Annotated in this window: 19 protein-coding genes; 9 read left to right on the top strand and 10 right to left on the bottom strand. The window is 68.4% G+C overall.

Annotated elements, in window-relative coordinates; all coding sequences use genetic code 11:
• Positions 1 to 55 precede the first annotated feature (55 nt).
• The 5 genes from ACIPV5_RS07065 to ACIPV5_RS07045 are packed head-to-tail and all read left to right on the top strand — an operon-like array spanning position 56 to position 6,938.
• Positions 56 to 1,363 carry an ABC transporter substrate-binding protein gene (locus ACIPV5_RS07065; protein ID WP_295102591.1) on the top strand — a complete coding sequence of 436 codons (1,308 nt, stop codon included), beginning with the start codon at positions 56 to 58 and terminating at the stop codon, positions 1,361 to 1,363.
• A 58-nt stretch (positions 1,364 to 1,421) separates the two neighbouring features.
• Positions 1,422 to 2,387: a carbohydrate ABC transporter permease gene (locus ACIPV5_RS07060; protein WP_157538122.1), complete on the top strand. Its 966-nt coding sequence runs from the start codon at positions 1,422 to 1,424 to the stop codon at positions 2,385 to 2,387.
• Positions 2,387 to 3,274, top strand: a complete 888-nt coding sequence (locus ACIPV5_RS07055) for a carbohydrate ABC transporter permease (RefSeq protein WP_198032385.1) — start codon at positions 2,387 to 2,389, stop codon at positions 3,272 to 3,274. Before ACIPV5_RS07060 ends, ACIPV5_RS07055 begins: the two co-directional genes overlap by 1 nt.
• On the top strand, positions 3,274 to 5,508 hold the full coding sequence (yicI, locus tag ACIPV5_RS07050; RefSeq protein ID WP_400340505.1) for an alpha-xylosidase: 2,235 nt from the start codon (positions 3,274 to 3,276) through the stop codon (positions 5,506 to 5,508). The genes ACIPV5_RS07055 and yicI overlap by 1 nt, the downstream gene beginning before the upstream one ends.
• Positions 5,505 to 6,938: a GH1 family beta-glucosidase gene (locus ACIPV5_RS07045; RefSeq protein ID WP_400340503.1), complete on the top strand. Its 1,434-nt coding sequence runs from the start codon at positions 5,505 to 5,507 to the stop codon at positions 6,936 to 6,938. Before yicI ends, ACIPV5_RS07045 begins: the two co-directional genes overlap by 4 nt.
• A gap of 53 nt (positions 6,939 to 6,991) precedes the next feature.
• Here ACIPV5_RS07045 and ACIPV5_RS07040 read toward each other — a convergent pair whose 3' ends face one another.
• A complete protein-coding gene (locus ACIPV5_RS07040) occupies positions 6,992 to 7,795 on the bottom strand; it encodes a hypothetical protein (RefSeq protein WP_320491146.1) in 804 nt (267 codons plus the stop codon).
• Between the two features lie 299 nt (positions 7,796 to 8,094).
• Here ACIPV5_RS07040 and ACIPV5_RS07035 point away from each other — a divergent pair, with 299 nt between their 5' ends.
• Positions 8,095 to 8,943 carry an endonuclease domain-containing protein gene (locus ACIPV5_RS07035; RefSeq protein WP_400340500.1) on the top strand — a complete coding sequence of 283 codons (849 nt, stop codon included), beginning with the start codon at positions 8,095 to 8,097 and terminating at the stop codon, positions 8,941 to 8,943.
• 125 nt (positions 8,944 to 9,068) lie between these two features.
• Here ACIPV5_RS07035 and ACIPV5_RS07030 read toward each other — a convergent pair whose 3' ends face one another.
• The 7 genes from ACIPV5_RS07030 to gabT form a co-directional block, all read right to left on the bottom strand.
• Positions 9,069 to 10,883, bottom strand: a complete 1,815-nt coding sequence (locus ACIPV5_RS07030; RefSeq protein ID WP_053099015.1) for an ABC transporter ATP-binding protein — start codon at positions 10,881 to 10,883, stop codon at positions 9,069 to 9,071.
• On the bottom strand, positions 10,880 to 12,811 hold the full coding sequence (locus ACIPV5_RS07025; RefSeq protein ID WP_053099014.1) for an ABC transporter ATP-binding protein: 1,932 nt from the start codon (positions 12,809 to 12,811) through the stop codon (positions 10,880 to 10,882). The genes ACIPV5_RS07030 and ACIPV5_RS07025 overlap by 4 nt, the downstream gene beginning before the upstream one ends.
• A gap of 271 nt (positions 12,812 to 13,082) precedes the next feature.
• Positions 13,083 to 13,580, bottom strand: coding sequence for a methylated-DNA--[protein]-cysteine S-methyltransferase (locus tag ACIPV5_RS07020; protein WP_400340497.1), 498 nt, complete (start codon positions 13,578 to 13,580; stop codon positions 13,083 to 13,085).
• Positions 13,577 to 15,076 carry a DNA-3-methyladenine glycosylase 2 family protein gene (locus ACIPV5_RS07015; protein WP_400340495.1) on the bottom strand — a complete coding sequence of 500 codons (1,500 nt, stop codon included), beginning with the start codon at positions 15,074 to 15,076 and terminating at the stop codon, positions 13,577 to 13,579. The genes ACIPV5_RS07020 and ACIPV5_RS07015 overlap by 4 nt, the downstream gene beginning before the upstream one ends.
• A gap of 81 nt (positions 15,077 to 15,157) precedes the next feature.
• A complete protein-coding gene (locus ACIPV5_RS07010) occupies positions 15,158 to 16,606 on the bottom strand; it encodes an aldehyde dehydrogenase family protein (RefSeq protein ID WP_400340493.1) in 1,449 nt (482 codons plus the stop codon).
• A complete protein-coding gene (locus ACIPV5_RS07005; RefSeq protein WP_400340491.1) occupies positions 16,603 to 17,787 on the bottom strand; it encodes an acyl-CoA dehydrogenase family protein in 1,185 nt (394 codons plus the stop codon). The genes ACIPV5_RS07010 and ACIPV5_RS07005 overlap by 4 nt, the downstream gene beginning before the upstream one ends.
• Positions 17,784 to 19,109, bottom strand: a complete 1,326-nt coding sequence (gene gabT, locus ACIPV5_RS07000) for a 4-aminobutyrate--2-oxoglutarate transaminase (protein WP_400340489.1) — start codon at positions 19,107 to 19,109, stop codon at positions 17,784 to 17,786. The genes ACIPV5_RS07005 and gabT overlap by 4 nt, the downstream gene beginning before the upstream one ends.
• An 89-nt stretch (positions 19,110 to 19,198) precedes the next feature.
• Here gabT and ACIPV5_RS06995 point away from each other — a divergent pair, with 89 nt between their 5' ends.
• A complete protein-coding gene (locus tag ACIPV5_RS06995; protein WP_400340488.1) occupies positions 19,199 to 20,548 on the top strand; it encodes a PucR family transcriptional regulator ligand-binding domain-containing protein in 1,350 nt (449 codons plus the stop codon).
• Here ACIPV5_RS06995 and ACIPV5_RS06990 read toward each other — a convergent pair.
• A complete protein-coding gene (locus ACIPV5_RS06990) occupies positions 20,545 to 21,696 on the bottom strand; it encodes a CaiB/BaiF CoA-transferase family protein (RefSeq protein WP_222839402.1) in 1,152 nt (383 codons plus the stop codon). The two genes, ACIPV5_RS06995 and ACIPV5_RS06990, sit on opposite strands and share 4 nt — an antisense overlap.
• Positions 21,693 to 22,712 (bottom strand): LacI family DNA-binding transcriptional regulator, encoded by a 1,020-nt coding sequence (locus ACIPV5_RS06985; RefSeq protein ID WP_072590876.1) that lies wholly within the window; start codon positions 22,710 to 22,712, stop codon positions 21,693 to 21,695. Before ACIPV5_RS06985 ends, ACIPV5_RS06990 begins: the two co-directional genes overlap by 4 nt.
• Before the next feature lie 141 nt (positions 22,713 to 22,853).
• On the opposite strand from ACIPV5_RS06985, the gene ACIPV5_RS06980 reads away from it, so the two are divergent.
• Both ACIPV5_RS06980 and ACIPV5_RS06975 read left to right on the top strand, forming a co-directional pair.
• On the top strand, positions 22,854 to 24,881 hold the full coding sequence (locus tag ACIPV5_RS06980) for a primary-amine oxidase (protein WP_400340485.1): 2,028 nt from the start codon (positions 22,854 to 22,856) through the stop codon (positions 24,879 to 24,881).
• A gap of 37 nt (positions 24,882 to 24,918) precedes the next feature.
• Positions 24,919 to 26,529, top strand: coding sequence for an ABC transporter substrate-binding protein (locus ACIPV5_RS06975; protein WP_400340484.1), 1,611 nt, complete (start codon positions 24,919 to 24,921; stop codon positions 26,527 to 26,529).

Here is a 26,529-nt window from a genome sequence, read left to right as displayed (position 1 = left end):
TACCCGACCCACTGAAGTGTCCGGCCCCAGGGCCACCGAGAAAGGAGTGCCGACGATGGCACGCACCACCCGCAGGACGAAGACGTTGGCGGCTCTCGCCGCTCTCACCGCGACAGGCATCGCCCTGAGCGGATGCACCGCCGGTTCCGGCGACGAGGGGGGCGGCGGCGACACCCTCAAGCTCTGGCACTACGAGGGCGCCGACAGCGCGATGGGCAAGGCGTGGGCCGAGGCGATCGCGATCTTCGAGGAGGAGACCGGCGCGAAGGTCGAGTTCGAGGAGAAGTCCTTCGAACAGATCCAGAAGACCGCCAGCCAGGTGCTCGACACGGACGCCGCCCCCGACCTCATGGAGTTCAACAAGGGCAACGCGACGGCCGGCTTCCTCGCCTCCACCGGCTTGATCGCCGACATCTCCGACGCCGTCGAGGAGTACGGGTGGGACGAGAAGCTCGCACCCTCTCTCCAGACCACCGCGAAGTACTCCGAAGACGGTGTGATGGGCGGTGACACGTGGTTCGGCGTCCCGAACTACGGCGAGTTCGTCGGCGTCTACTACAACCAGGACGCGTTCGCCGCGGCAGGGCTCGAGATCCCCACCACCTACGAGGAGTTCGTCGACGTGCTCGACGCGTTCGTCGCACAGGGAGTCACCCCTCTCGCCGAGGCCGGTGCGGAGTACCCGCTCGGACAGCTGTGGTATCAGCTCGCGCTGCTCGAGGGAGACCGCGACTTCGTCGACTCCTATCAGCTCTACGACGGAGAGGTCGATTGGCAGGGCCCGGAGGTCACCGCCGCCTCCGAGACTCTCCAGGAATACGTCGACAAGGGCTACATCGCCTCGGACGTCTCATCGGTCAAGGCCGAGGACGCCGGTGTCTCGTTCATCAACGGCACCTCGCCGATCTTCGTCTCGGGCTCCTGGTGGTTCGGACGCTTCGTCTCGGAGGCCACCGGCTTCGATTGGACGATGACGGCGTTCCCTGGAGCGGATCTCTCGCTCGGCTCGTCCGGCAACCTGTGGGTCGTCCCCGAGAACGCCGCGAACAAGGAGCTCGCGTACGAGTTCATCGACATCACGATGCGGCCGGAGATCCAGGCGATCATCGGCAACAACGGCGGCCTCCCCGTCGCGGCAGACACCGCCGACATCACCGATGAGAAGAGCGCGGCCCTGATCGAGACGTTCAACGGCGTGCTCGACGCCGACGGACTCTCGTTCTACCCCGACTGGCCCGCCCCCGGCTTCTACGACGTGATCGTCCAGGAGCTCCAGGGTCTGATCACCGGCACGCAAGACGCCGAGACGACCAACACCAACCTCGGCGAGCAGTACGACGAGGGCACGGCCGAATTCCGTTGATCCACTCGCGGGGGCGGCGACCGCGCGTCGCCGCCCCCGCATCCTCCTGGAGATGAACATGTCACTCGTCACCCGCCGCGAGGGCCGCACGAAGCTGCCGCCCGAAGAGCCGTCGATCCCGCAGCGCAGCGGTGGGACCGGCGCCTACTGGATGTACCTGCTCCCGGGCTTCGTCCTGCTCCTCGTCGTCGTCATCGTCCCGCTGATCTGGAACGTGTATCTGACCTTCACGAAGTGGAAGGGCGTCCGCACACCGGAGTTCATCGGTCTCGAGAACTGGCAGAAGATCCTCACCGACAGCGACTTCTGGACCTCGTTCACGAACTCGGTGTGGATGATCATCGCCATGGTCGTGGTGCCCACGATCGTCGGTCTCATCGTCGCCGCCCTTCTCTTCGACGTCGTCGGACGCAAGTTCGGCGGCAAGGTGGGCAGCTTCCTGCGGGCGACGTACTACCTCCCCCAGATCCTCCCGATCGCCGTCGCCGGCATCGTGATCGGCTGGATCGTCCGGCCGGGTGGCGACGGCGCGCTGAACCAGATCCTCGGATGGTTCGGCATCCCCGCCTACGACTGGCTCGGCCAGATGCCCTCGGCCCTCATCGTGCTGATGGTCGTCATGGTGTGGGTGCAGCTCGGCTACCCCGTGGTCGTCTTCATGGCGGCGCTGCAGCGCGTCGACCCTGAGCTCTACGAAGCCGCCGAACTCGACGGGGCGAACTGGTTCCAGCGATTCTCGGCGATCACGATGAGCATCATCCGCCCGGAGATCTTCGTCGTCACTCTGACCTGCACGATCGCGGCACTCAAGGTCTTCGGCCCCGTCTACATCATCACCCGCGGCGGCCCCGCAGGCGCCACCCTGGTGCCTGCGTACTACGCCTACCAGGAGTTCTTCACGAAGCGGAACGTCGGCTACGGCGCGACCATCGCCACCGTGCTGACCATCGTCGTGGTGATCGTGTCGATCATCTTCATCCGCGTGCAGAACTCGCTCGAGCGCAAGGAAAGGGCGGGTCTCTGATGCACGCCACCACCGCCATCGTCACCGGCAAGCCGGCCACCAGCCGTCCGCGCGGCGGCATGACCAAGAAGCGTCCGATCGACTGGCTCATGCTCGCCCTCGTCGTGATCGGTGCGCTGCTGATCATCGCGCCGTTCTACCTCGTGCTGGTCAACTCGTTCAAGTCGCCGGTCGACTACGCGACGTCGGGTCCGCTGGCGTTCCCCGAGACCCTCGACTTCGGCGGGATCATCAAGTTCTGGGAGAGGGTGAACTTCCCCGAGAAGGTCTGGAACTCGCTCTTCATCGCTGGCGTGGTCTCCGTCCTCGCCGTGGTCATCTCGATGCTCAACGCCTTCGCGATCGGCATCGGGCGAGTCCGCGGACGCAGCTGGATCGTGCTGCTCTTCCTGCTCGCGAACCTGCTGCCCCAGGAGGCCCTCCTCTACCCGCTCTACTACATGTTCAAGTCCGTCGGCCTGTACGACAACGTGTGGTCAGTGATCATCGTCTTCACCGTGATCCAGGCGGCGTTCGGCACGTATCTGCTGTCGTCGGTCTACGGGACGTTCCCGAAGGAGATCCTCGAGGCGGCGTCTCTCGACGGCGCGAGCCGCTGGCAGATCCTGTGGCGGGTCGTCTTCCCGATCAGCCGTCCGACCCTGTCGGTGCTGCTCATCTTCTTCTTCATCTGGACGTGGAACGAGTTCCTGATCCCGCTGACCTTCCTCGCGTCGAACGCCAACCAGACGGTCCCCGTGGCGATCAGCGTGCTGCAGGGCGACCGGCTCATGGACGTCACGACGACGAGCGCGTCCGCGCTGCTCGGCATCATCCCCACGCTCATCTTCTTCCTCATCTTCCAGCGCACCCTCACGCGCGGCATCACGGCAGGAGCAGTCAAGTAATGAAGTTCACCGACGGGTTCTGGCAACTGCGTCCAGGGGTCACCGCGCTGTACGCGCAGGAGGCCTATGACATCGCCGAGACCACCGACACCCCCGACGGGCGAGGGATCGTCATCACGGCGCCCACCATGGTGATCGCCAAGCGCGGCGACACCCTGAACCGTCCTGTGCTCACGACCACGCTCTCCTCTCCCGCCGAAGGGGTGGTGCGCGTGCGCATCGCGCACCACGAAGGCGGCCGCTGGCACGGCGGATTCGGCCTCCCCGGCGCAGGAGCGGGGGCCGCCTCCGTATCCGTGAGCGAGGCGGGCGGCGTCCTGGATGCCGGTTCGCTCGTGGCGCGGATCACCCACGGTGCGCCGTGGGGCCTGTCCTTCGAGGTCGACGGCAGGCGTGTGACCGGAAGCGGGCACAAGGCTCAGGGCTACGTCCGGCTCGCTCCGGACGCGCAGGTGGATGCCGGAATCGTCGACAACGCCCGCCAGGGCGGCTCAACCCCCAGCGGATCCGTCTTCATGCACGAGCAGCTCGACCTGGGAGTGGGCGAGCTCATCTACGGACTCGGCGAACGCTTCGGCCCGGTGGTGAAGAACGGTCAGTCGGTCGACATCTGGAACGCCGACGGCGGGACCTCGAGCGAGCAGGCGTACAAGAGCATCCCGTTCCATGTGTCGAACCGCGGGTACGGGGTTCTCGTGAACGATCCGGGTCACGTGTCGTACGAGATCGGCTCGGAATCGGTCGAGCGCGTGCAGTTCTCGGTCTCGGGCGAGGTGCTCGAGTACTTCGTCATCGCCGGTCCGACGCCGAAGGAGGTGCTCTCGCGCTACACCGCTCTCACCGGACGGCCGCCGGTGGTTCCCGCCTGGTCATACGGGCTCTGGCTGTCGACGAGCTTCACGACCGACTACGACGAGCAGACCGTCAATTCGTTCATCGACGAGATGGCGGCGCGGGAGCTGCCGGTGTCGGTGTTCCATTTCGACTGCTTCTGGATGCGGGAGTTCAACTGGACCGACTTCGTCTGGGATTCGCGGGTGTTCCCCGATCCCGAGGGCATGCTGTCGCGACTGCACGACAAGGACCTGCGCGTCTGCGTCTGGATCAACCCCTACATCGCCCAGCGCTCCCCGCTGTTCCGCGAGGCCGCCGATCAGGGCTTCCTCGTGCAGCGCCCCGACGGATCGGTCTGGCAGTGGGACCTGTGGCAGGCGGGTATGGGTCTCGTGGACTTCACGAACCCCGAGGCCACCGCCTGGTACCAGTCGAAGCTCCGCGGGTTGATCAACCAGGGCGTGGACTGCTTCAAGACCGACTTCGGCGAGCGCATCCCGACCGAGGTCGTCTGGGCCGACGGCTCCGACCCCGGGCGGATGCACAACCTGTACACCGATCTCTACAATCGCGCGGTGCACGACGTGCTCGTCGACGCCCGCGGCGCGGATGACGCCGTGCTGTTCGCGCGCTCGGCCACGGCAGGCGGACAGAGCATGCCGGTGCACTGGGGCGGGGATTCCACCTCGACCTATGCGTCGATGGCCGAGACCCTGCGCGGAGGGCTGTCGCTGGCGCTCAGCGGCTTCGCCTTCTGGAGTCACGACATCGGGGGCTTCGAGGGCACTCCGGATGCCGGGGTCTTCAAACGCTGGACGGCGTTCGGCCTGCTCGGCTCGCACTCCCGCTTCCACGGCTCGAGCTCGTACCGGGTGCCGTGGGCCTTCGACGAGGAGGCCGTCGACGTGACGAGGCGCTTCACCCACCTCAAGATGCAGCTCATGCCCTACCTCTATCAGCAGGGCATCATCGCCTCGAGAACCGGGCTGCCGGTGATGCGTCCGATGCAGCTGGAGTTCCCGGACGACCCGGCCGTCGGCTACCTCGACCGGCAGTACATGCTGGGCTCTGACCTGCTCGTCGCGCCGGTCTTCTCGGAGGACGGAACGGTGGAGTTCTATCTCCCGGAGGGCGAGTGGACGTCGCTGCTGACGGGAGAGACGGTCGTGGGCGGCGGATGGCGCCGGGAGACCCATGCCTTCGATTCACTGCCGCTGTACGTGCGCCCCGGCACCGCGCTCCCCTGGGGCGCCCGCACCGATCGGCCGGACTACGACTATCACGACGGCCTGCGACTGCGCGTGTTCCCCGGCGGATCGGGGTCGACGACGGTGACGGTCACGAGCCCCGACGGCCGTGAGAAGATCTACGAAACCGACCTGACGGAGGTGACCCGGTGACTCTCTCCCCCGCCGATGACTACCGCGGATCCGGACTCGTCCTCCCCGAGGGCTTCATGTTCGGATCGGCGACCGCCGCGTACCAGATCGAGGGTGCGGCAGACGAGGACGGCAGGACGCCGTCGATCTGGGACACGTTCAGCCGAACGCCGGGCAAGGTGTGGAACGGCGACACCGGCGATGTGGCCTGCGATCACTACCATCGCGTCGATGAGGACCTCGACCTGATGTCGGATCTCGGACTGCAGGCCTACCGATTCTCGATCGCCTGGCCGCGCATCGTCCCTGCGGCAGACGGACGAGTCAATCAGGCGGGCATCGACTTCTACTCGCGTCTCGTCGACGGACTCCTCGAGCGCGGCATCCGCCCCGTGGCGACGCTCTACCACTGGGATCTTCCGAAGTACCTCGAGGATGCGGGCGGGTGGACCTCTCGCGCCACGACCGATGCCTTCGAGCGATACGCGTCGATCGTGGGCGCAGCACTGGGCGACCGGGTGCACACCTGGACCACGCTCAACGAGCCCTGGTGCTCCGCCTACCTGGGCTACGGTCAGGGCGGTCACGCGCCGGGTCGGCACGAGCCCGCCTCCGCGCTGTCGGCCGTGCACCACCTGAACCTTGCGCACGGGCGCGCCATCCAGGCGCTCCGGGCGACGTCGACCGGTGACCCGGACTACTCGGTGACGTTGAACTTCCATGTCCTGCGGGGCGTCGGCGACGGCGCTGACGAGGCCATGCGCCGGATCGACGGTCTCGCGAATCGCGCCTTCACCCACCCGATGCTGCGCGGCGAGTACCCCGCAGACCTCCTCGACGACACGGCATCGGTCACCGACTGGTCGTTCGTGCAGGATGGCGACCTCGCCACGATCAACCAGCCGATCGACGTGCTCGGGGTCAACTACTACTCGACGGCGACCGTCCGCCTGTGGGACGGGGTGTCGGAGAAGCAGCAGAACGACGGGCACAAGGGCACGGCCGGAGGCACGGCGTGGCCGGGCAGCGATCAGCTGGTCGAATTCGTCGAGCAGCCGGGGCCGTACACGGCGATGGGATGGAACATCGCGCCCGAGGGACTGGAGGAGCTGCTCGTCTCGCTGTCGGAGCAGTTCCCGTCGCAGCCGCTCATGGTCACCGAGAACGGGGCGGCGTTCGACGACGAGGTGGCTGAGGACGGCTCCATCCCCGATCCCGAGCGCACCGACTACCTGCGCAGGCACTTCACGGCCGCTCATCGTGCGATCCAGCGCGGTGTCGACCTGCGCGGCTACTTCGTGTGGTCGCTCCTCGACAACTTCGAGTGGGGCTACGGCTATGCCAAGAGATTCGGCATCGTGCGCGTGGACTTCGACTCGCTCGAACGCACCGTCAAGGACTCGGGGCACTGGTATCGACAGCTGATCGCCTCACGGACGATCGGCGCCTGAGGCACGCACTCACGTGAGCATCGAGCGCCGTCTTCGCCCTGCGGAGGCGGCGCTCAGCGCTTGTCCGGGCGTTTGCGTTCGTTCCACGCGGCGAACGCCGATGCTGCGGCGCCGGCGGCACGGTCGATCGCCTCGGCCGACCGACTGATCACATCCTGCGCGGCATCCTGCCAGGTGGACGATGCCGAAGACGCCTCTCCCGCGTGCACCCGAGCGGCATGCTCGGCCGCTTCGAAGGCCCGCTCGAGATCGGCGACGGCGTCGCGGTACGCGGCGAAGTCCGCCGCGCTGACCCTTCCGGAGGCGGCACGGCGCATCTCGACCGCGTGCGCTGCCGCGCGCAGATACGCCGCAGTCGCCGGCTGTCGGACGTCGGTCATCTCCGGGTAGGCGATCTGCAGCCCCGGATCGGTCTCGTAGCTCATCCAGCGCACGACGATCGCCTCGTGCTGCGCCTGGAGCCGCTCCAGGGGGCGTGGTGCGGATGCCGGCGGGATCGCCGCACGGGCGGCGTTCAGGCGCACCTGCTTGGCGCGGACGTCGGCGGACGCGGCTTTGGCGTCGTTCTCCTTCGCCCGCAGCATCCGCTTGGCACCCGCGACCTGCTCCGGGGTCGCACGCCGCGCGCTGCGTTCGGCCGAGATGCGTGCGACGTCGGCGCGGGCCAGCTTGACGGCCATCCGCCTCTCGACCGCCGTCTGCCTGGCGGCTTTGAGATCATGCCGAGCCGCGTCGTACTCGAGTCGGCGTCCGCTCTTGATGCTGCGGCGACGCAGCCCGACCGCGCCGGCTGCGACACCCCCGGCTGCGGCGGGCGCGATCCACCACAACTCGACGGCGAGCAGCAGCGGATCCATACCTCGATGGTACCCAGAGCCAAGGCTCGTGTCCCTTCCCCCTCTCTCCTCCCTCCCCCTCTCCCCTCCTCTCCTGTCCTCCTCCCCATCTCCTCCCTCTTGTCCCCCTCCCCCTCCCCACATCTGCGGCTTTGGTCACCTTCTGCGGCCAGGGCCGAAGCTCACGGCCGCAGAAGCTCACCCGAGCCGCCGAAGTGGAGGGCGTGACTGCCCCTCCACATCCCGCTTCGGCAGTCGGTTCTCCTCAGGATGCGGGTAGCCGGCTTTCGAGGAGGTGGGCGGGGCGGCATCCTGAGGCGATGGACCTGAGGGAATGGCTCACTGCGCGAGGCGGCATCGCCCACCGATCGGACGCTGCCGAACACGGTTTCGCCCCGAGACAGGTTCGTGGGGCGATCCGCTCCGGAGCAGTGCGCCGCCTGCGCGCTCAGTGGGTGGCCCTGGCATCGGCGCCCGACGACCTGGTGGCGGCTGCCGCGGCATCCGCGCGGCTGACCTGCGTGTCGCTCGCACGTCGTCGCGGGTGGTGGGTGCCGGATCGAGCGCCGGGCGGTCTGCACCTGCAAGTCGGGCCCAATGCGCACCGCCACCGAGATGACGCGACCCTGCATTGGGGCGCGCCGCTCGTCGACTGCGGCCCGCGGCGACTCACGGCGTCCGTCGAAGACGCTTTGGCGCACATCGCCGGCTGCTGCCTCCACGAGGACGCACGGGTGATCTGGGAGTCGGCCGTCCGCATCGAGCGGCTCGACGTCGAAGCTCTTCGACTGGTGGAATGGCGTGAGCCGCGGTCGCGCGCACTGGCCGCGGAGGTCATCGGACTGTCGGACTCCGGCCTGGAGACGATGGTGATCGTACGGCTCAGTGGTTGGGGTGTGCCCCTGCGCCAGCAGGTCCGGCTCGCGGGTCGCCGGGTCGACATCGTGATCGGCTCGCACCTGGTCGTGCAGATCGACGGATACGCACATCACTCCTCGTCTGCGCAGCGGGGATCCGATGTCGCCCATGATGCCGAGCTGCGCCTGCGCGGGTACACCGTGTTGCGGCTGTCCTATGCGCAGATCGTGCACGGGTGGGAAGACGTCGAGCGCACTCTGCAGGCCGCGATCGCGCGGGGGCTGCATCTTCCACCCCGTCAGCGCCGATGATGGCCAACGGTTCGTGCGGCCACAGTGACCTTCTGCGGCCACGACTTCTCGTCGTGGCCGCAGAAGTGCGCCCTGGCCGCAGAAGACGCGGAGGGCGACAGCAGTCGCGCTCGCTCAGGCGACGGTCACACCAGCGTCTGCTGCCAGGCGGCGTGCAACTGAGCGAACTTGCCCGTGCCGCTGATGAGGGTCTCCGGGGTGTCGTCCTCGATGATCTTGCCGTGCTCCATCACGAGCACCCGGTCGGCGATCGCGACCGTCGACAGCCGGTGCGCGATGATGATCGCCGTGCGGTCCTTGAGGAGCGTCTGCAGCGCATCCTGGATCAGACGTTCCGAGGGGATGTCGAGCGACGCGGTCGCCTCGTCGAGGATCAGCACCGCAGGGTCCGCGAGGAACGCCCGCGCGAACGAGATCAGCTGACGCTGCCCCGCCGACACCCGGCCACCCCGCTTGTTGACGTCGGTGCCGTATCCGTCGGGCAGCGACGAGATGAACTCGTCTGCCCCGACCGCGCGGGCAGCCGCACGGATCTCATCCAGCGAGGCATCGGGCTTTCCGAGAGCGATGTTGTCGGCGACCGTGCCGCTGAACAGGTAGGCCTCCTGCGTGACCATCACGATGGCGCGACGCAGGTCCTTCGGATGCAGGCTGCGCAGGTCGACTCCATCGAGCGTGACCGTGCCGATCGACGGGTCGTAGAACCGGGAGATCAGCTTCGCCAGAGTGGACTTCCCCGCGCCCGTGGTACCCACCAGCGCGATCGTCTGCCCGGCAGGGATGTCGAGCGAGAAGTTCGGCAGGATGGTCTTCTCGCCGTTGTATCCGAACGTGACCTCGTCGAACCGCACGTGTCCGCGCGACTCCCACAGGTCGACCGGCTTCTCGGGATCCGGAACCGTCGGCACCTCTTCGAGCACTCCAGACACCTTCTCCAGGGCCGCGGTGGCGGACTGGTAGGAGTTCAGGAACATCGCGATCTCCTGCATCGGCGCGAAGAAGTTGCGCACGTACAGCACGGCCGACAGCAGCACGCCGACGGTGAGGGTCTCGTTCGAGACCCTGATGCCGCCCCACAGCACTACGATTCCGAGCACGAGCGCCGCGACGCCCATCAGGCCGGGCTCGAACGTGCCGAACAGCAGCATCGAGCGTCGGTTGACGTCCCGGTAGTCGCCGGCGATCTTCTGGAAGGTCACGTCGTTGCGAGGCTCCTTGCGGAAGGCCTTGACGGCACGGATGCCGGTCATGGTCTCGACGAACTGCACGATGACCTTCGCGCTGATGACGCGCGACTCACGGTAGACGAGCTGCGAGCGCGAGTAGAACCAGCGCATCAGGAAGAACAGGGGTACGCCGCCGATCGCGAGGATGAGCCCGGACTGCCAGTCCCACACGCACAGCGCGATGAAGGTGAACAGGCCGAACAGCACGCCGGAGACGAGCTCGTTCAGCCCGCCGTCGAGCAGCTCCTTGATCGAGTCGAGGTCGCTCGTCTGACGCGAGATGATGCGACCGGACGTGTAGGACTCATGGAATTCCAGACTGAGGCGCTGGGTGTGCAGGAAGATCCGCTTGCGGAGGTCGAGCAGCACTGCCTGCGTGAGCTTGGCCGCGATGATCACGTACCAGGCGATCATCGCCGCCGCGACGGCGCCGGCGAGAAGGTAGATCCCGCCGATCATGAAGGTCGGCATCCAATCGGCGCGCTCGAGTACGGCGGGCAGGGCACGGTCGAGACCGATGCTGATGAGGATCGGTCCCGCGACCTGGAGCGCCGTCGAGATGACGAGAACGATGGCCGCCAGAGTGATCTGCGGCTTCAGCGGACGCACGAGCGATCCCAGCAGTCGGAGCGACCGGCGACGGATGGCCCGGCTCTCCTCCTTGGTGTAGCTGGAGCGGTCTTCGTCCTGGGTTCCGGTGATCGCGGAGCTCATCGCTGCACCTCCTTCTCGGTGATGATGTCTTCGTCGGCGGCGTCCTGGCGGATCCCGTCCTGCACGACGGCGTCGATCTCGTCTTCCTCATCGCGGATGATCGGGATCGCGCCGGTGCGCGCCGCCTCCTCAGCCTCGAGGCTGGAGATGACGTGGCGGTAGTGACGACTCGTCTTCAGCAGCTCGCTGTGCGTCCCGACGGCGGTGACTCGGCCCGATTCGAGCAGCGCGACCCGGTCGGCCAGAGCCACGGTCGAGGGCCTGTGCGCCACGATCATGGCGGTCGTATCGGCCAGCACGTGCCGCAGCGCCTCCTCGACGAGAGCCTCGGTGTCGACGTCGAGCGCCGACAACGGGTCATCGAGCACGAGCACCTTCGGCTTGGCGGCGACCGCCCTGGCCAGTGCGAGACGCTGACGCTGTCCGCCGGACAGGCTCAACCCTTCCTCGCCGATGACGGTCTCGACCCCCTCGGGGAGCGAGTCCACGAAAGAGGCCTGCGCCACGTCGAGCGCTTCGCGCAGCACTCGTTCGGCCTCGTCGCTGTGCACGTCGAGATCGGCCCGTCCGAGCAGGACGTTCTCGCGCACGGTGGCCGAGAACAGCGTGGCGTCCTCGAACGCCATCGCGATGTGCTGACGCAACTCGGCGAGCGGCAGGTCGCGCACGTCGACGCCGTCGAGCGTCACGCGCCCGCCGGTGACATCGTAGAGGCGCGTGGGCAGGGTGGTCAGGGTGGTCTTGCCGCTGCCGGTCAGCCCCACGAGCGCCATGGTCTCGCCCGGGCGCAGCACGAGATCGATGCCGTCGAGCAGATCGCGCTCGTTCGCGCCCGCGTCCTGGTACCGGAAGTGCGCCTTGTCGAATGCGAGCTCGCCACGGGGTTCCGCGATGTGCACGGGGTTCTCGGGGTCGGTGATGCTGTTCGTCTCGGAGTAGATGTCGAACACGCGATCGGTCGCCGTGCGGGCGTCGAGCATGAACGAGAACAGGAACCCGATCGATTCGATCGGCCAGCGCAGCACGACGGCCATGGCGAAGAACGCGAACAGCTGAGCCTCGTCGATCTGTCCCTGCGAGATCAGCCAGATGCCGGACATCAAGCTCAGCCCGAACGCGATCTGCGGCATGAGATCGAGCCAGAACCAGATCGACGCGATCGCGCCGGCCTTGCTCATCTCGGTCTCACGCAGCGTCTCGGCCTGGCGGCTGAAGCGGCTCAGAGCGTGCTTGCCCCGACCGAACGCCTTGAGCACGCGGATGCCGTGCACGCTCTCCTCGACGCTGGTGGCGAGGTCGCCGGCCTGGTCCTGGCTGCGGCGAGTGAGCGCGCCATAGCGCTTCTCGAAGAGGTACCCGCGGATCCAGAGCGGAATGGCGGTGACGATGAAGATCACTCCGAGCAGCCAGTGCCAGCGGAACAGGAGCACGGATCCGATGATGATGGTCAGGACGTTGACCACCAGCAGGACGAGGCCGAAGGCCAGCCACCGGCGGATCAGGCCGATGTCCTGCATCATCCGGCTCAGCAGCTGCCCCGACTGCCAGCGGTCATGGAAGGAGACCGGCAGCGTCTGCAGGCGCGAGTAGAGCTCGGTGCGCATCTTGTACTCGACCTGTGTTGCGGGGTTGAGCACGAACTGGCGGCGCAGCCAGACCATGAGCGCCTCACCCAGCGCGAGGCCGAAGACCGCGAGCGCACCCCAGGCGATCGCATCGATCGCGCCCGTCCGCACAGGACCGCGGATGATCTGCTCGAGGACGATCGGAATCATCAGTGCGATGATCGCGGCGACGAGCGCGCTCGCGGCGCCTCCCGCGAGCCGCCAGATGACGGGCTTGACGAAAGGCTTCAGGCGCCACAGTGCGGCCGGTGTGGAAAGGGAGGAGGAAGGGGAGGCGTTCTGCGATGAAGGCGAGGAAGACATGTCTCTCAGACGAGTTTCGTATGGGGAAGCGGTTGCTGAAGGCGGCAGACGCAGCGAAGGACTCTCGGAGTCCGGCATCCGGTGGTCGTGCGTGTTGGAAAGTGGCTCTAGCGGAGCGGGCGCACCGGGGTCGAGCCGAGAGCGGCGATCTGCACAGCGGCGATCGATGTCATGGTGTCCTCCTCAGGGGCTCGGCTATGTCGTCCCGGTCGGTGCGACAGCCCACCAGCCTATTCCTGTGAACAAGCTGAGCACAAGAGAGATTCCCGATTCATCCCCGCGCGGCTTCTCGCTCCAGCAGGCTCGCCTTGACGTCGAGGCCCCAGGCGAACCCGCCGAGGGTGCCATCCGACCGCAGCACACGGTGGCACGGCACGAAGAGCGCGGGGGCGTTGCGGGCGCAGATCGATGCCGCGGCGCGCACCGCACGGGGGTTGCCGAGCCGCGCTGCGAACGAGGTGTAGGTCAGCGGCTCCCCCGGCTCGATCGACCTCAGCGCCGACCATCCGGTGAGCTGGAGCGCCGTGCCCGTCTGCTTCACGGCGACCGCGTCGATCGCCGAGAGGTCCCCGGCATAGAACGAGAGCGCAGCGGCAGCCGCATCCGTCTCGCCCTCGCGCACCTCCGTCGGCCGCACCGGGACGGCGAGCCGTGCGAGGATCGTCGCCTGGTCGGCCGTCCATCCAGAGGCGAGCACCCGCTGACGGTCGTCGGCGAGGATGGTGAACGGTCCGTCGAGCGTCTCGATGGTCTGGATGATGGCGTTCATGAGGTCTCCTTCACAAGGGCGGTGGTCTGTCTCGCGCTCGGCCGTCGAACCGGACGTGCGGGCGCTGCTCGCCAGAGGTGAGCACTGAGATAACTGCGCCACGGGGCAGCCCGCTCGGCCCACGCGACCAGCGGCAGCGGATCCGCCGGCAGTCCGGACGCGGCGGCCCCCGCACGAAGTGCGACGTCGCCGGGGAGCAGCACGTCGGGGTCGCCCAGCACCCGCATCCGGACATAGTCGGCCGTCCAGGGGCCGATGCCGGGCATCGCGAGCAGGGCAGCGCGCTGCTCGACTCCGTCGTCGCCGACCGTGAGAGCGAGGCTGCCGTCGGCGAGGGCCGTGGCTGCGCCGACGATCGCCCTGATGCGGGCGGCCGGTCCGCGCAGCACCGAGGCCCCGTGCTCGGCGATCGCCGCCATCGTCGGGAAGAGCAGCCCCTGCTCCGTGCGCTCCCCCAGCGCGTCGGCGAGCGCGGTGAGGGCAGTGCGCGCAGCGACGACGGTGATCTGCTGACCGACCATGGCACGGATCAGCATCTCGTGCGGATCCGCCGAGCCCGGCGCGCGGATGCCCGGAGTGCGCGCGACCAGCGGAGCGATCTCGGGGTGGGCGCTCAGCGCCTCGTCGACCGCGAGAGGGTCGGCGTCGAGGTCGAAGATCCGTCGCACGGTCGACACCAGCGGAGCGAGGTCGCCGAGCTGAGCGACGCGCGCCCGAAGGTGCAGTCGCTGCGTCGAGTCCTGATGCACTTCGAACCACGCGGGCCCGCCCGCCATACGCAGGTGCCGAGAGAAAGATGTGGTCGCGGCCTCTTCGACCCCCGATACCGCACGCGCAGCCATCCACTGGAAGATTCCGGACGCATCGAGCGGCCCGCGGTACGGGAGGACGAGGTCGATCGCACCGGGCGCAGCGGACGCCGGGGTCTTCCGTCGAGCCCGGAGCTCGCCCGGAGTCAGAGTGAACACCTCGCGGATCGTGTCGTTGCACTGCCGAATGCTCGCGAAACCGGCCGAGAAAGCGACATCCGAGATCTGCATGTCCGTGCCCACCAGCAGCATGCGCGCCGTGTGCGCGCGATGCGCCCGCGCGAGGGCGAGCGGACCTGCCCCCAGCTCGGTCGAGAGCAGTCGGGTCAGGTGCCGTGTCGAATAGCCGAGACGCACGGCGAGGCCCGACACTCCCTCGCGCTCGACGACGCCCGAGGCGATGAGACGCATCGCCCGCGCCGCGACGTCACTGCGCAGGTCCCACGCAGGCGAGCCCGGGGCAGCTTCGGGCAGACAGCGCTTGCACGCCCGGAAGCCCGCCTCGTGCGCCGCTGCGCTGGTGGGATAGAAGGTGACGTTCTGCGGCTTGGGCGTGCGCGCGGGGCAGCTCGGACGGCAGTAGATCCCGGTAGAGCGCACGGCGGTCACGAACTGCCCGTCGAAGCGGGTGTCACGCGCGCTGATCGCACGGTATCGCTCATCGAAGTCGGTCACGGGGAAGCTCATGCCTCCACTCTGCCACCGCCCTCCGACATGGACTGGCGGAAATCGGACATCACGGTGGAGACGCTCACCCCCGCTGAGAGATCAGCCCTTCAGATACACCGTCGCGGTCTCGGTGAAGAACTCCCGGGCCGCGGCCCCCTGCTCCTTCGGCCCGAGCGCACTCGCGCCGCTGCCGCCGAACGGCACGTGCAGGTCTGCGCCGGCCGACGCCGAGTTGATGTGCACGACACCCGCCCTGATGTCCTCGATCGCGCTGAGCGCATCCGCGAGACCGGTCGTGAAGACCGCGGTCGAGAGGCCGTAGTCGCTGTCGTTGACGAGCGCGATCCCCGCTTCGGTGCTCGACACCCTGCGCACGCCTATCACGGGGCCGAACAGCTCCTCCGTCCACAGCTCGCCCGGGTCGTCCTCATGCAGCTCGAACACCGACGGTGCGATGAAATAGCCGTCGTCGAGGTCGCCGGCCGCGTACGGCTCCGGAGCGACCACTGCTGTCGCAGTCGTTCGCGCGCGCGCGATGGCGGCCGCGACGCGGTCTCGCGCGGAGCCATCGACGACTGGCCCGACCTCGACGGCCTCGTCTTCGGCGTCGCCCACGACCATCCGCTCGGTCCGTGCGGCGAGCCGACGCAGGAACTCGTCGGCGACCGCGTGGTGCACGATCACCCGTGAGGTCGCGGTGCACTTCTGTCCTGCTGCCCGAAAAGCCCCGATCGCCACCTGCTCCACAGCGACGTCGAGGTCTGCGTCGGCGAGCACGAGCGAGGCGTTCTTGCCGCCCAACTCGCCCTGGAACGGGACACCGCGGGCAGCCAGCTGCGCTGCGATGATCCTGCCTACCTTCGTGGAGCCGGTGAAGGTCACCGCGTCCACATCCGGATGCGAGACGATCGCCTCGCCGACGGCGGCCGTGCCGTTCACGAGGTTCAGCACACCCCGGGGCAGTCCAGCCTGCTCGAGCGCCTCGGCGAATCGCATCGCGAGCACCGGCACGAACGTCGCGGGTTTCCAGACCACCGTGTTGCCCCAGACCAGGGCAGGAGCGAGCTTCCACGCCGGGATCGAGATCGGGAAGTTGAACGGCGTGATCGCCCCGACGACGCCCACAGGTCTTCTGATCACGAGGATGCGCTCCCCCGGAGTCGGCGACTCGAAGACACCGCCGCTCTGGCGTTCGACCTCTTGGGCGTGGAAACGGAGGATGTTCGCTGAATGCCCGGTCTCGGCGATCGCCTCTGCGAGCGTCTTGCCCTCTTCGCGGGCGAGCTCCCGACCCCACTCGTCACGATGCGCCTCGATGATGTCGGCTGCACGGAGAAGGATGCCGGCGCGTGCGCGTGCCGGCATGCGACGCCAACCGTCGAAGGCCGCACGGGCCGCGGCATAGGCGCGGTCAACATCGGCATCCGACGCTCCCGCCCCCTCGGCGACGATGTCGCTCGGTCGGCTCGGATTGACGTCGACGAGGGCCTCTCCCCCACCCTCGACCCAGGTCCCGTCGATGAAGTGGCGCAGGGCGATGACGGTCATGATGCTCCCTCGGTGATGGTGCTGCGGAAGGCGGAGAAGCCAGTGATGTGGGCCCCCAACACGAGTGTGTGCACCTCGTCGGTGCCCTCATATGTGCGGACCGATTCCAGGTTGGCGGCGTGGCGGAGCGGCGAGTAGTCACCGGACACCCCGTTTCCCCCGAGGACGGTCCTCGCCTCCCGGGCGATGGCGATGGCCGCCCTGGTGTTGCTGAGCTTGGCGACCGAGATCTGGTGCGGCGCGAGCTTTCCGGCATCCTTCAGCCTGCCGAGTCGCAGAGCGAGCAGCTGGGCCTTCTCGATCTCGATCGCCATGTCGACGAGCTTCTGCTGGGTGAGCTGGAACGCAGCGATCGGCTGGTTGAACTGGATGCGGGTGCGGGCGTACGAGAGGGCCGTGGCGTAGCTGTCGCGCGCGGCGCCGATCACACCCCAGCCGATGCCGTAGCGCGCCTCGTTGAGGCACGAGAACGGGGCGCGAAGACCGCGAGCCTCCGGAAGCTGCGCGGTCGCCGGCAGGCGCACGTCGGTGAGCGTGATGTCGCACTGGATCGATGCGCGCATCGACAGCTTGGGGGCGATCGGCGTCGCGACGAAGCCGTCGGAGTCCGTGGGCACGATGAAGCCGCGAACGCCGTCATCCGTCTGCGCCCAGATGATCGCGACCTGCGCGATGGAGGCGAGACCGATCCACCGCTTCGCGCCGTTGATCACCCAGCCGTCGCCGTCACGACGAGCGAATGTGGTCATGCTCGAAGGATCAGACCCCGAGTTGGGCTCGGTGAGTCCGAAGCATCCAATCACCTCGCCGCGTGCCATGCGAGGCAACCACTCCTGCTTCTGATCCTCGCTGCCGTGCTTGTGGATGGCGCTCATCGCGAGCGAACCCTGCACCGACACGAAGGTGCGCAGACCCGAGTCGCCCGCTTCGAGCTCCATCGCGGCGAGTCCGTACTCGACCGCGCTTCGACCGGCGCACCCGTATCCCGACAGATGCATGCCGAGCAGTCCGAGCTCGGCCAGCTCCGGCACGAGCTCGGTCGGGAAGATCGCGCGGTCGTACCAGTCGGCGATGTGGGGACGGATGCGGGCATCGACGAAGGCACGCACACGGTCGCGCGTCGCCCGTTCGTCGTCGCTGAGCATCTCGTCGAAGTCGAGCAGATCGGGAACGACGGTCATGCTGCGGCCTCCTCGGCGGCGATGGAGCGGATGGAACGGCTGAGGATCTCGAGCCCGGTGTCGAGCACGGCAGGGTCGATCACGAGCGGCGGCAGCAGGCGGATGACGTTGCCGTGCGTGCCGCAGGTCAGCGTGAGCACCCCCGCCGCGTGGCAGGCGGCGGTGACGCGCTGAGCGAGGTCGGCGCGCGGCACGAGAGAGTCGGGGTCGGCGAACTCGATGGCCATCATCGCTCCTCGCCCTCGCACCTCGGCGATCACCGGGAGCTCGGCGAGAAGCGGCTCGAGGTGGGCTCGGATGCTCTGTTCGATGCGCGCCACGCCCGGCAGCAGCTCAGGGTCTTCGAGCACGTCGAACACGGCGAGCGCCGCGGCGCAGGCGAGGGGGTTGCCCGCGTACGTGCCGCCGAGGCCGCCCGTGTGCGCGGCGTCCATGATCTCGGCGCGGCCCGTGACGGCGCTCAACGGCAGCCCGCCACCGAGGGCTTTGGCCGTGAGCGTGATGTCGCCCGCGACCCCCTCGTGCTCGCTCGCGAAGAGGCGACCTGTGCGGCCGAGGCCGCTCTGGATCTCGTCGATGACGAGCACGATCCCGTGCGTGTCCGCGATCCGGCGGAGCCCCGGAAGGAACCCTTCGGCAGGGACGATGAATCCGCCCTCGCCCTGGATCGGCTCGACGACGAGCGCGGCGAAGTGGTCGGCGCCGTGCTCGATGACGACCCGCTCGATCTCGGCGAGTGCGGCATCGGCGCCCTCTCCACGCAACGGGTTGGCGTTCGGCCCCCGCACGACGTCGTTCGGGAAGGGGCCGAACGTGGTCTTGTACGGGTGCTCCTTGGCGGTCATCGCCATGGTCAGCAGGGAACGGCCGTGGTAGGCCTCGTCGATCACGAGCACCCCTGGTCGGCCGGTGTACGCCCGGGCGATCTTCACCGCGTTCTCGACGGCTTCGGCCCCCGTGCTGAACAGGGCGGTGCGCTTGTCGAAGTCGCCGGGCACGTGGGCGTTGAGCCATTCGGCCACCCGCACGAACCCTTCGTACTCGGTCACCATGAAGCAGGTGTGGGTGAAGAGGTCGAGCTGGGCGGCGACGTTCTCACGCACTCGAGGATTCGCCGCACCGACGCTGGTGACGGCGATGCCCGAGGCGAGATCGATGAGCGTGTTGCCGTCGACGTCCTCGAGCGTCGAGGTGCCGGCGCGCGCGATGAAGACGGGAAGGGTGATTCCGAAACCGGAGGCGACGGCGGCGGCGCGCTGAGCGTGGAGCTCGCGCGAGCGCGGGCCGGGAATCTCGGTGATCAGATGCGGAGCGGAGGTCATGAGGTCGACGCTAGATCGCGCCGGAGGCGACAGGGGCAACACTTCGCCCAGTCTTGATGCCCACCCTGTGCGTACTGCACAATGGCGGCATGGTCTCGCTGGGTGAACTCGCTCTCGCATCGGGCGCCTCTTTGCGCCCGCTCGCACCGTTCGACGCCGCACGCAGCATCACCGGGGTGCATGTCTCGGAGCTCGACGACCCCGGCCGCTATCTCGACGGCGGCGAACTGCTGCTCACCACCGGCATCCCGTTGCACTCCCACTCGGCCGAGGCCTACGTCGACAGACTCGCCGAACAGGGCATCGGCGCGATCGGGATCGGTCTCGGCGAGGGGTGGGAGCACGCGCCGAGCGCGCTGGTGGAGCGCTGCCGCGCGACCGGCATACCGATCTTCGAAGTGCCGGACGGCGTCCCGTTCCTCGACGTCTCCCGAGCGTTCTGGTCGCTCGCGGGCCGCGGCGGCCAGGAGGAGGCGATGCGCACTGCGCATGCCCACACCCGTCTCGTGCAGGCCGCGGCCGGGCCTGATCCGATCACCGCGGTCGTGCGGGTGATGGCGCAGGCCATCGGGGGATGGGTCGCGTGGCTGCCGATCGGCCCTGGCGGGTCGACGGACATCCTGCACCCCCCGTCGCTCGAGGGGATGCTGCCCTCCGTGCGCACAGACGTGGAGAGGTCGCTGCTGCGCTCCGGCGTCGAGGCGGCCTCGTTCGTATCGCACGGTTCGACGGTCGTCGCCCATGCGGTGACAGACGGCGAACGCACCCGCGGTGCGCTCGCGCTCGGGGCGGGCAGACCTTTCGGCAGCTCGGATCGCCAACTCGCCCTCACCGCCACCGCATTGCTGCGGCTGCTGAGCGCGCGCGAGCGCGGGGGCCCGACGCCCGAGGAATGGATCGCCGAACTCGCGATTCGCGGCGAACCCGCGGCGGCCCGCGCGCTCGCCGGCGCCTCCGGCATCGAGATGCCGATGCTCTTCCGCGTCCTGGCCGGGGTCGGTGCGACCGTCGACGGAGGATTCGGCGCCGGGGCCCCGCATGCGGGCGTGCACCTCACCCTGCTCTCCGCCGAGGCAGACGCGACGCCCGATTCCGGAGTCCTGAGCGGACCGGTCGGTCTGGAAGACGTCGCTGCCGCGGCAGCCCGGGTCATCGCCCTCCACCGCGCCGATCCCGGCGCAGGAGCCCGCACCCATCCGGATTCGCGGTCACGCCGCTGGGCTGATCTGCTGGCGCACACCGAGCCGGAACTGCGGCGCACGGTCATCGCGTACCTGCGCAACCGTCATCAGGCCGAGCGGACGGCACGGGAACTCGGCGTGCACCGGAACACCATCCGGCCGAGGATCACGACCGCCGAGAAGATGCTCGACGCCTCGCTCGATGACCCGGATGTCGCGGCAGAACTGTGGCTCGCACTCCGCGATCGTGGGCTCTAGCGATCGGCATCCAACCAGGCCCGCACGGACTCGTCATGCTCACCGAGCCGTGGGGGTGCGGACGCCGTCACCGGGATCGCCGGGGACCAGGTGAGCGGTGAGCGGATCTGCCTCGACCGACGCCCGTCGCCACCGACGGCATCCCACACGGGCTCGAGGCCGAGCTCCTCGGCGAGCGCGATCCCGTCGCCGATCGAGTTGACGACACCGGCGGCCACGCCGATGCGATTCAGCCTCGCGGCCCACGCCGCCGCCGTGTCCGCAGCCAGCGCGGACTCGAGCGCGACGACGAGTTCCTCGCGATGCGCGACGCGGTCGGGGTTCGTGAGGAACCGCGGGTCGGCGGCGAGCTGCGCGCATCCGAGTTCCATGGTCATCCGGGCGAACTGTGCGTCGTTGCCGCAGGCGACAGCGATCGGCGCATCGGCGCACCGCAGCGATTCGTAGGGAGCGATCGACGGATGCCGGTTGCCCAGCCTTCCGGGCTCGGTACCCGCTCCGAGGTGCGCCGACATCTGATTGACCAGCGCCGCCTGCAGGCTCGACAGCAGGTTGACGTCGATCCTCGAGCCGCGCCCCGTCAGCTCCCGCCTGCGGAGGGCCGCGAGGATGCCGATCACCGCGTCCTTGCCGGTCAGCACGTCGACCAGGGCGACACCGGCCTTCATGGCATCGCCGCCGGTCTCGCCGGTGATGTGCATGAGGCCGCCGACCGCCTGGGCGACGAAGTCGTATCCGGGGAGCGCAGCGCCGTCCCCCAACCCGAAGCCGCTGACCGAGACGTAGACGAGACCGGGATGCTCGGCGGCGAGAGAGTCCCAGTCGAACCCGAGTTTCGCGAAGAGCCCCGGTCGGAAGTTCTCGATGACCACATCGCTTCTCGCGATCAGTTCGCGAGCGCGCGCCGCATCGTCCGGATCGGTGAGGTCGAGAGCCACGGACTCCTTGCCGCGGTTGGCGGATTCGAAATACGTCGTGATCCCTGACTCGGCATAGGGCGGACCCCACGCCCTCGTGTCGTCGCCCGTGCCGGGCCTCTCGACCTTGACGACCCGCGCCCCGAGATCGGCGAGGGTCATGGTCGCCAGCGGCCCCGCGAGCACGCGGGAGAAGTCCGCGACGACGATCCCGTCGAGCGGCGCGCTCACCGGCGCACCCGCAGCGCCTGCGAGGTGGACTCCCGTGCGACGACCGTGATCGGGAACTCCACATCGGTGCCGGATGCCACCCGGCCGTCGAGCAGGTCGATGAGGAGCTCGGCGCAGGCGACTCCCGAGTCGCGGGGGCGCAGATCGATCGAGGTGATCGACGGAGTCAGGAAGGGCAGCGACGGATGGTCGACGCACGAGACGACCGTGATGTCCTCGCCGACCGTGCGACCCAGGCGCCCGAGCACGGCGACGACCTCGATCGCACTCGAGTCCGGGCCGCAGATGATCACGTCGGTGTCGGGATTCGTCTGCAGCAGCCGTTCGGTCGACTCGCGCACCGCGTGCCATGGCGCCTCGAAGGAGATCGGCGCGATGACCGGATCGAGGCCGCGCGCCGCGCATCCTCTCCGATAGCCCGAGACGAGCTGGCGCGACCAGTCCGTCGCATCCGGGGCGACCAGCAACGCGGGATGCTGCGCCTCAGTGACGTCGATCTCGTCGAGGAGCCGGAGCATCGCCGCCTCGTGCGATGACCAGATGACGCCGTCGGGAACCCCCTCGATGTCGTCGGGCAGGTGCTCCTGCGTGACGATCGGGATGCCGGAGGCCATGAGCGACGGGAGTCCGGGATCCCCCGAGACGGGGTCGCCGATGATCAACCCGTCCGCCCGGATGGGCCGGGAACGGCCGGAAGACGCAGACGGGCTCACAATGGTCACGTCGATGTCGTGGGCCGCCGCGCTCGTGACGATTCCGAAGGTGAACGCCATGTAGTACGACGACCGGGACACGACCTCGGGGAGCACGATCCCGATCGTGCCGATCGCACCTCCGCGGAGGTGTCGCGCCGCCGTGTTGACCGAATAGCCGAGCTCGGCTGCCGCCGCCAGCACGGCCTCCCGGGTGGCCGAAGACACGCGACCGCCGCCGCTGAGCGCGTCGGACGCCGTGGTCTTTCCGACCCCCGCGCGCCGAGCGACATCGATCAATCTGGCGCGTCGTGGCTCTTGCATGCGGCCGAGTCTAGCCACACAGAGCAAGCCGTAATCCACTCGAAACACATCGGGTCTTGCGCCGTAACACGCTTTTCGCATACTTTTGCCGGAACGTTCCGGCACGCAGACGTTCCGGCACCGACTTCCGATGGAGACTCCATGAACTGCAGCTGTTCCTCGTCCGACCACGTCCAGCGCTCGCGCCGCCTCGGCGATGAGTCCGGTGCGCCGTACGCGACGCTCTCGGCGGACGAGCTGCAGCGCGCCGCCGAGATCCTCCGCGCTGAAGGCGCACTCGGCGACGAGCACCGCATCGCCTACATCGGGCTCGACGAGCCCGACCGCACCGAGGTCGTCGCCGGCCGATCCGTCCCCCGCCGCGCTCGCGTGCAGCTCCTCGACGTCGACAGCGGACGCGCTCGGGCGCTCTCGGTGGATCTCGGCTCCGGCACGCTCGTGAAGGACGTCGACATCGACCCCGAGATCGACGGCCAGGTGCCGCTGCTCCAGGAGGAGCACGTGATCATCCGCGAGCTCATCGGCGCCGACGTGCGCTGGGCCACCGCGCTCTCGGCTCGAGGAATCGACGACCCGAGCACCGTGGCGCTCGCCGGCCTGTCGGCGGGCCGCTACCCGATCGAAGGCGAGAGCGGACGCCGACTGGCGCGCGTGCTCGGGCACCACCAGCCGACCCCGCAGACCATGCCCTGGGCGCACCCGATCGACGGCCTCGTCGCGTACGTCGATCTCGCGAGCCGAACGGTCGTCGACGTCATCGACACGGGGGCGATGCCGATCCCTCAGGAGACCGCCGACTACCACGTGCCAGGCACCTTCGGCCCCGAGCGCACGACGCAGAAGCCGATCGTCATCACGCAGCCGGAGGGACCGAGCTTCTCGTTCGACGGCGACGTGATCTCGTGGGAGAAGTGGTCGCTGCGCATCGGCTACGACATGCGGGAGGGTCTCATCCTGCACGGCATCGGCTTCGAGGACGACGGACGTGTGCGTCCGATCGTGCACCGCGCCTCGATCGCCGAGATGCTCGTCCCTTACGGCGACCCGGGGCCGGTGCGCTTCTGGCAGAACTACTTCGACACCGGCGAATACCAGCTCGGACGACTGGTGAACTCGCTCGAACTCGGCTGCGACTGCGTCGGCGACATCACCTATCTCGACGTACCGATCGCCGATGCGCGAGGGAACGTCAAGGTTCTGCCCAACGCCATCTGCATCCACGAGGAGGATGCCGGTGTGCTCTGGAAGCACACCGAGCAGTTCACCGGCTCGAGCGATGTGCGACGACAGCGCCGCCTGGTCATCTCGTTCTTCGTCACCGTCGGCAACTACGACTACGGCTTCTACTGGTACCTCTACCTCGACGGCAAGATCGAGTTCGAGGCCAAGGCCACCGGCCTCGTCTTCACCGCCGCCTACGACGAGCGCACCAGCCGGTTCGCGAGCGAACTGGCACCGGGCCTTGCCGCCCCCTACCACCAGCATCTGTTCTGCGCCCGCCTCGACATGGCGGTCGACGGCGGCCCGGCCGTGATCGACGAGATCGATGTCGGAGCCCTGCCGATCGACGACCACAACGTGCACGGCAGCGCGATCGGCTTCACGACCACCCGGCTGCGGAGCGAGCAGGAGGGACGCCGTCGCGCCAACGCGACGGTCGATCGCACCTGGCGCGTGAGCAGCGCGACCGCGAAGAATCGTCTCGGCCGACCGACCTCCTATGTGCTGGCCCCTGAGGGCAAGCCCGTGCTGCTGGCGCAGCCCGAATCGGTGATCGCGTCGCGTGCAAGGTTCGCGATGTCCGATCTGTGGGTCACCGCCTACGACCCCGATGAGCGCTACCCGGCCGGCGACGTCGTCAATCAGAGCGCGCCCGAGCAGGGACTCCCCGCCTTCGTCGCCGACGACGCCTCGCTCGACGGCGCCGACCTCGTGCTCTGGCATACGTTCGGTCTCACCCATTTCCCCCGCACCGAGGACTGGCCGATCATGCCCGTCGACACGTGCGGGTTCACCCTCAAACCCCACGACTTCTTCGACCGGAACCCGACCCTCGACGTCCCGGCCTCCCCCACCGCATGCGCCTGCGCTCACGAGGACACGGGCACTGCGCACTCCGAGCACCACCCGCATCACCTCTCTGTCCGCCCGTCGTCGCACCACGGCTGATCAGCCGTCGTCCGGCATCCCGAAGGGAAACACCGACATGCACACAGCAGCTCGCGCGGGGGTGGCGATGTCCGCCATCGCCGTCCTCGCACTCACCGGATGCGCAGCCGGCGCCTCACCAGACACCGAACCGACACAGGAAGAGGCGGCACCCGGCTTCCTCGCCGTCGCCGACGACGCATTCGACGACGGTGGCGACCTCGTCGTCCAGGTCGACTACGACACCGCAGAGGCCGGCGGTCTCGACCCGCAGGGTGCGGCGACCGCGCGCTCGTGGATGCTGGAGGGACTGTCGTACGAGACCCTCACCACGATCGACGAGAATCTCGACGTCGCGCCGTCTCTCGCCACCTCGTGGAAGACGCCGAGCGACACCGAGTACGTCTTCACGCTCGCCGATGACGCGGTGTTCTCGAACGGCCGTGCCATGACGGCTGCCGATGTCGCCGGCAGCCTGCAGCGTCTCATCGACACCCCGACCACGTGGACGGGTCAGCTCGGCCCGATCGCCTCGATCGAGGAGACCGGCGATCTCGAGGTCACGGTCACCCTGTCTGAGCCCTACGCACCGTTCCTCGCCGCGCTGGCGAACACCCCCGCCGCCGTCCTGCCGATGGCCGAGATCGAGGCAGGCGAGATCGACATCACGACCGAGATGGTCGGCACAGGCCCCCTCGTCGCGACGGCGCACCGACAGGATGAGGAGTGGACGTTCGAGGCGAACGAGCACCACCCCGACGCCGCCTCGCTGGGCTTCTCGACACTGACGATCGACATCGTCGGCGATGAGGCCACCAGGGCCGCAGCCCTCCGCGACGGATCAGCCGACTTCGCCGTCCTCAACTCCATCGACTCTGCAGAGCTCCTCGCGAATGCGCAGGAAGTCGCTGTCGTCGGACAGAAGAACACCGACTTCCACTACCTGATGATCAACTCCCTCACGGGCGATGAGGCGCTGCAGGATGAAGACGTGCGCTTCGCCATCAACAGCGCGATCGACCGTGACGCGATCAACGAACTCGCATTCGGCGGCTCGACCGCGGCCACCGGGGTCACCCCCGCCGGTCTTCCCGACTCGTGCCTCGCCGCGGACCTCCCCTCGGCCGCACACGACGTCGCCGCGGCGAAAGCGGTGATCGACGAGGTCGGAGGCCTCGAGCTCGACCTCGTCGTGTACACCGATGAGCCGGTACTCGCCCAGATCGCTCAGGTCATGCAGCAGAACCTCGCCGAGATCGGCGTGACGGTCGAGATCCAGCAGGTCGATTACGCCACCTACTCCGATCAGGTGTACGGCAGCCCCGCGACATTCGACCTCGCTTTGAGCTGGTTCGCCGGCTACGCGGATCCTGCGATGGTCACGACCTGGTGGAACCCCGAGGTCGCCGGCTTCTCGGCCGTCTTCATGAAGGGCTCCGACGAACTCGACGGGCTGATCGCCGACGGATACTCGACCGAGCCGGGGGCCGACCGGGCCGCCGTGTTCGAGAACCTCTGCGCCGTCGCCGACGAGCAGAGCGAGATAGTGCCGCTGGTACTGCGTCCGTCCACGATCGGATGGAACACCGAGTCGTTGTCGCCGACGCTCAGCAGCGACGAGGGCTACGGCAACTTCCTGCGCTACATCACCCAGTTCCGCGCCAGCTGA

The organism is Microbacterium sp. NPDC090014, from assembly GCF_044748285.1.
Taxonomy (GTDB): Bacteria; Actinomycetota; Actinomycetes; order Actinomycetales; family Microbacteriaceae; genus Microbacterium.
Note: the sequence above shows the minus strand (reverse complement) of the source record. Positions and strands in the feature narration are given on the sequence as shown.

Coding starts and splice junctions, on each gene's coding strand:
- ACIPV5_RS07065 (WP_295102591.1), top strand. CDS start 56: ATGGCACGCACCACCCGCAGGACGAAGACGTTGGCGGCTCTCGCCGCT.
- ACIPV5_RS07060 (WP_157538122.1), top strand. CDS start 1,422: ATGTCACTCGTCACCCGCCGCGAGGGCCGCACGAAGCTGCCGCCCGAA.
- ACIPV5_RS07055 (WP_198032385.1), top strand. CDS start 2,387: ATGCACGCCACCACCGCCATCGTCACCGGCAAGCCGGCCACCAGCCGT.
- yicI (WP_400340505.1), top strand. CDS start 3,274: ATGAAGTTCACCGACGGGTTCTGGCAACTGCGTCCAGGGGTCACCGCG.
- ACIPV5_RS07040 (WP_320491146.1), bottom strand. CDS start 7,795: ATGGATCCGCTGCTGCTCGCCGTCGAGTTGTGGTGGATCGCGCCCGCC.
- ACIPV5_RS07035 (WP_400340500.1), top strand. CDS start 8,095: ATGGACCTGAGGGAATGGCTCACTGCGCGAGGCGGCATCGCCCACCGA.
- ACIPV5_RS07030 (WP_053099015.1), bottom strand. CDS start 10,883: ATGAGCTCCGCGATCACCGGAACCCAGGACGAAGACCGCTCCAGCTAC.
- ACIPV5_RS07025 (WP_053099014.1), bottom strand. CDS start 12,811: ATGTCTTCCTCGCCTTCATCGCAGAACGCCTCCCCTTCCTCCTCCCTT.
- ACIPV5_RS07020 (WP_400340497.1), bottom strand. CDS start 13,580: ATGAACGCCATCATCCAGACCATCGAGACGCTCGACGGACCGTTCACC.
- ACIPV5_RS07015 (WP_400340495.1), bottom strand. CDS start 15,076: ATGAGCTTCCCCGTGACCGACTTCGATGAGCGATACCGTGCGATCAGC.
- ACIPV5_RS07010 (WP_400340493.1), bottom strand. CDS start 16,606: ATGACCGTCATCGCCCTGCGCCACTTCATCGACGGGACCTGGGTCGAG.
- ACIPV5_RS07005 (WP_400340491.1), bottom strand. CDS start 17,787: ATGACCGTCGTTCCCGATCTGCTCGACTTCGACGAGATGCTCAGCGAC.
- gabT (WP_400340489.1), bottom strand. CDS start 19,109: ATGACCTCCGCTCCGCATCTGATCACCGAGATTCCCGGCCCGCGCTCG.
- ACIPV5_RS06995 (WP_400340488.1), top strand. CDS start 19,199: ATGGTCTCGCTGGGTGAACTCGCTCTCGCATCGGGCGCCTCTTTGCGC.
- ACIPV5_RS06985 (WP_072590876.1), bottom strand. CDS start 22,712: ATGCAAGAGCCACGACGCGCCAGATTGATCGATGTCGCTCGGCGCGCG.
- ACIPV5_RS06980 (WP_400340485.1), top strand. CDS start 22,854: ATGAACTGCAGCTGTTCCTCGTCCGACCACGTCCAGCGCTCGCGCCGC.
- ACIPV5_RS06975 (WP_400340484.1), top strand. CDS start 24,919: ATGCACACAGCAGCTCGCGCGGGGGTGGCGATGTCCGCCATCGCCGTC.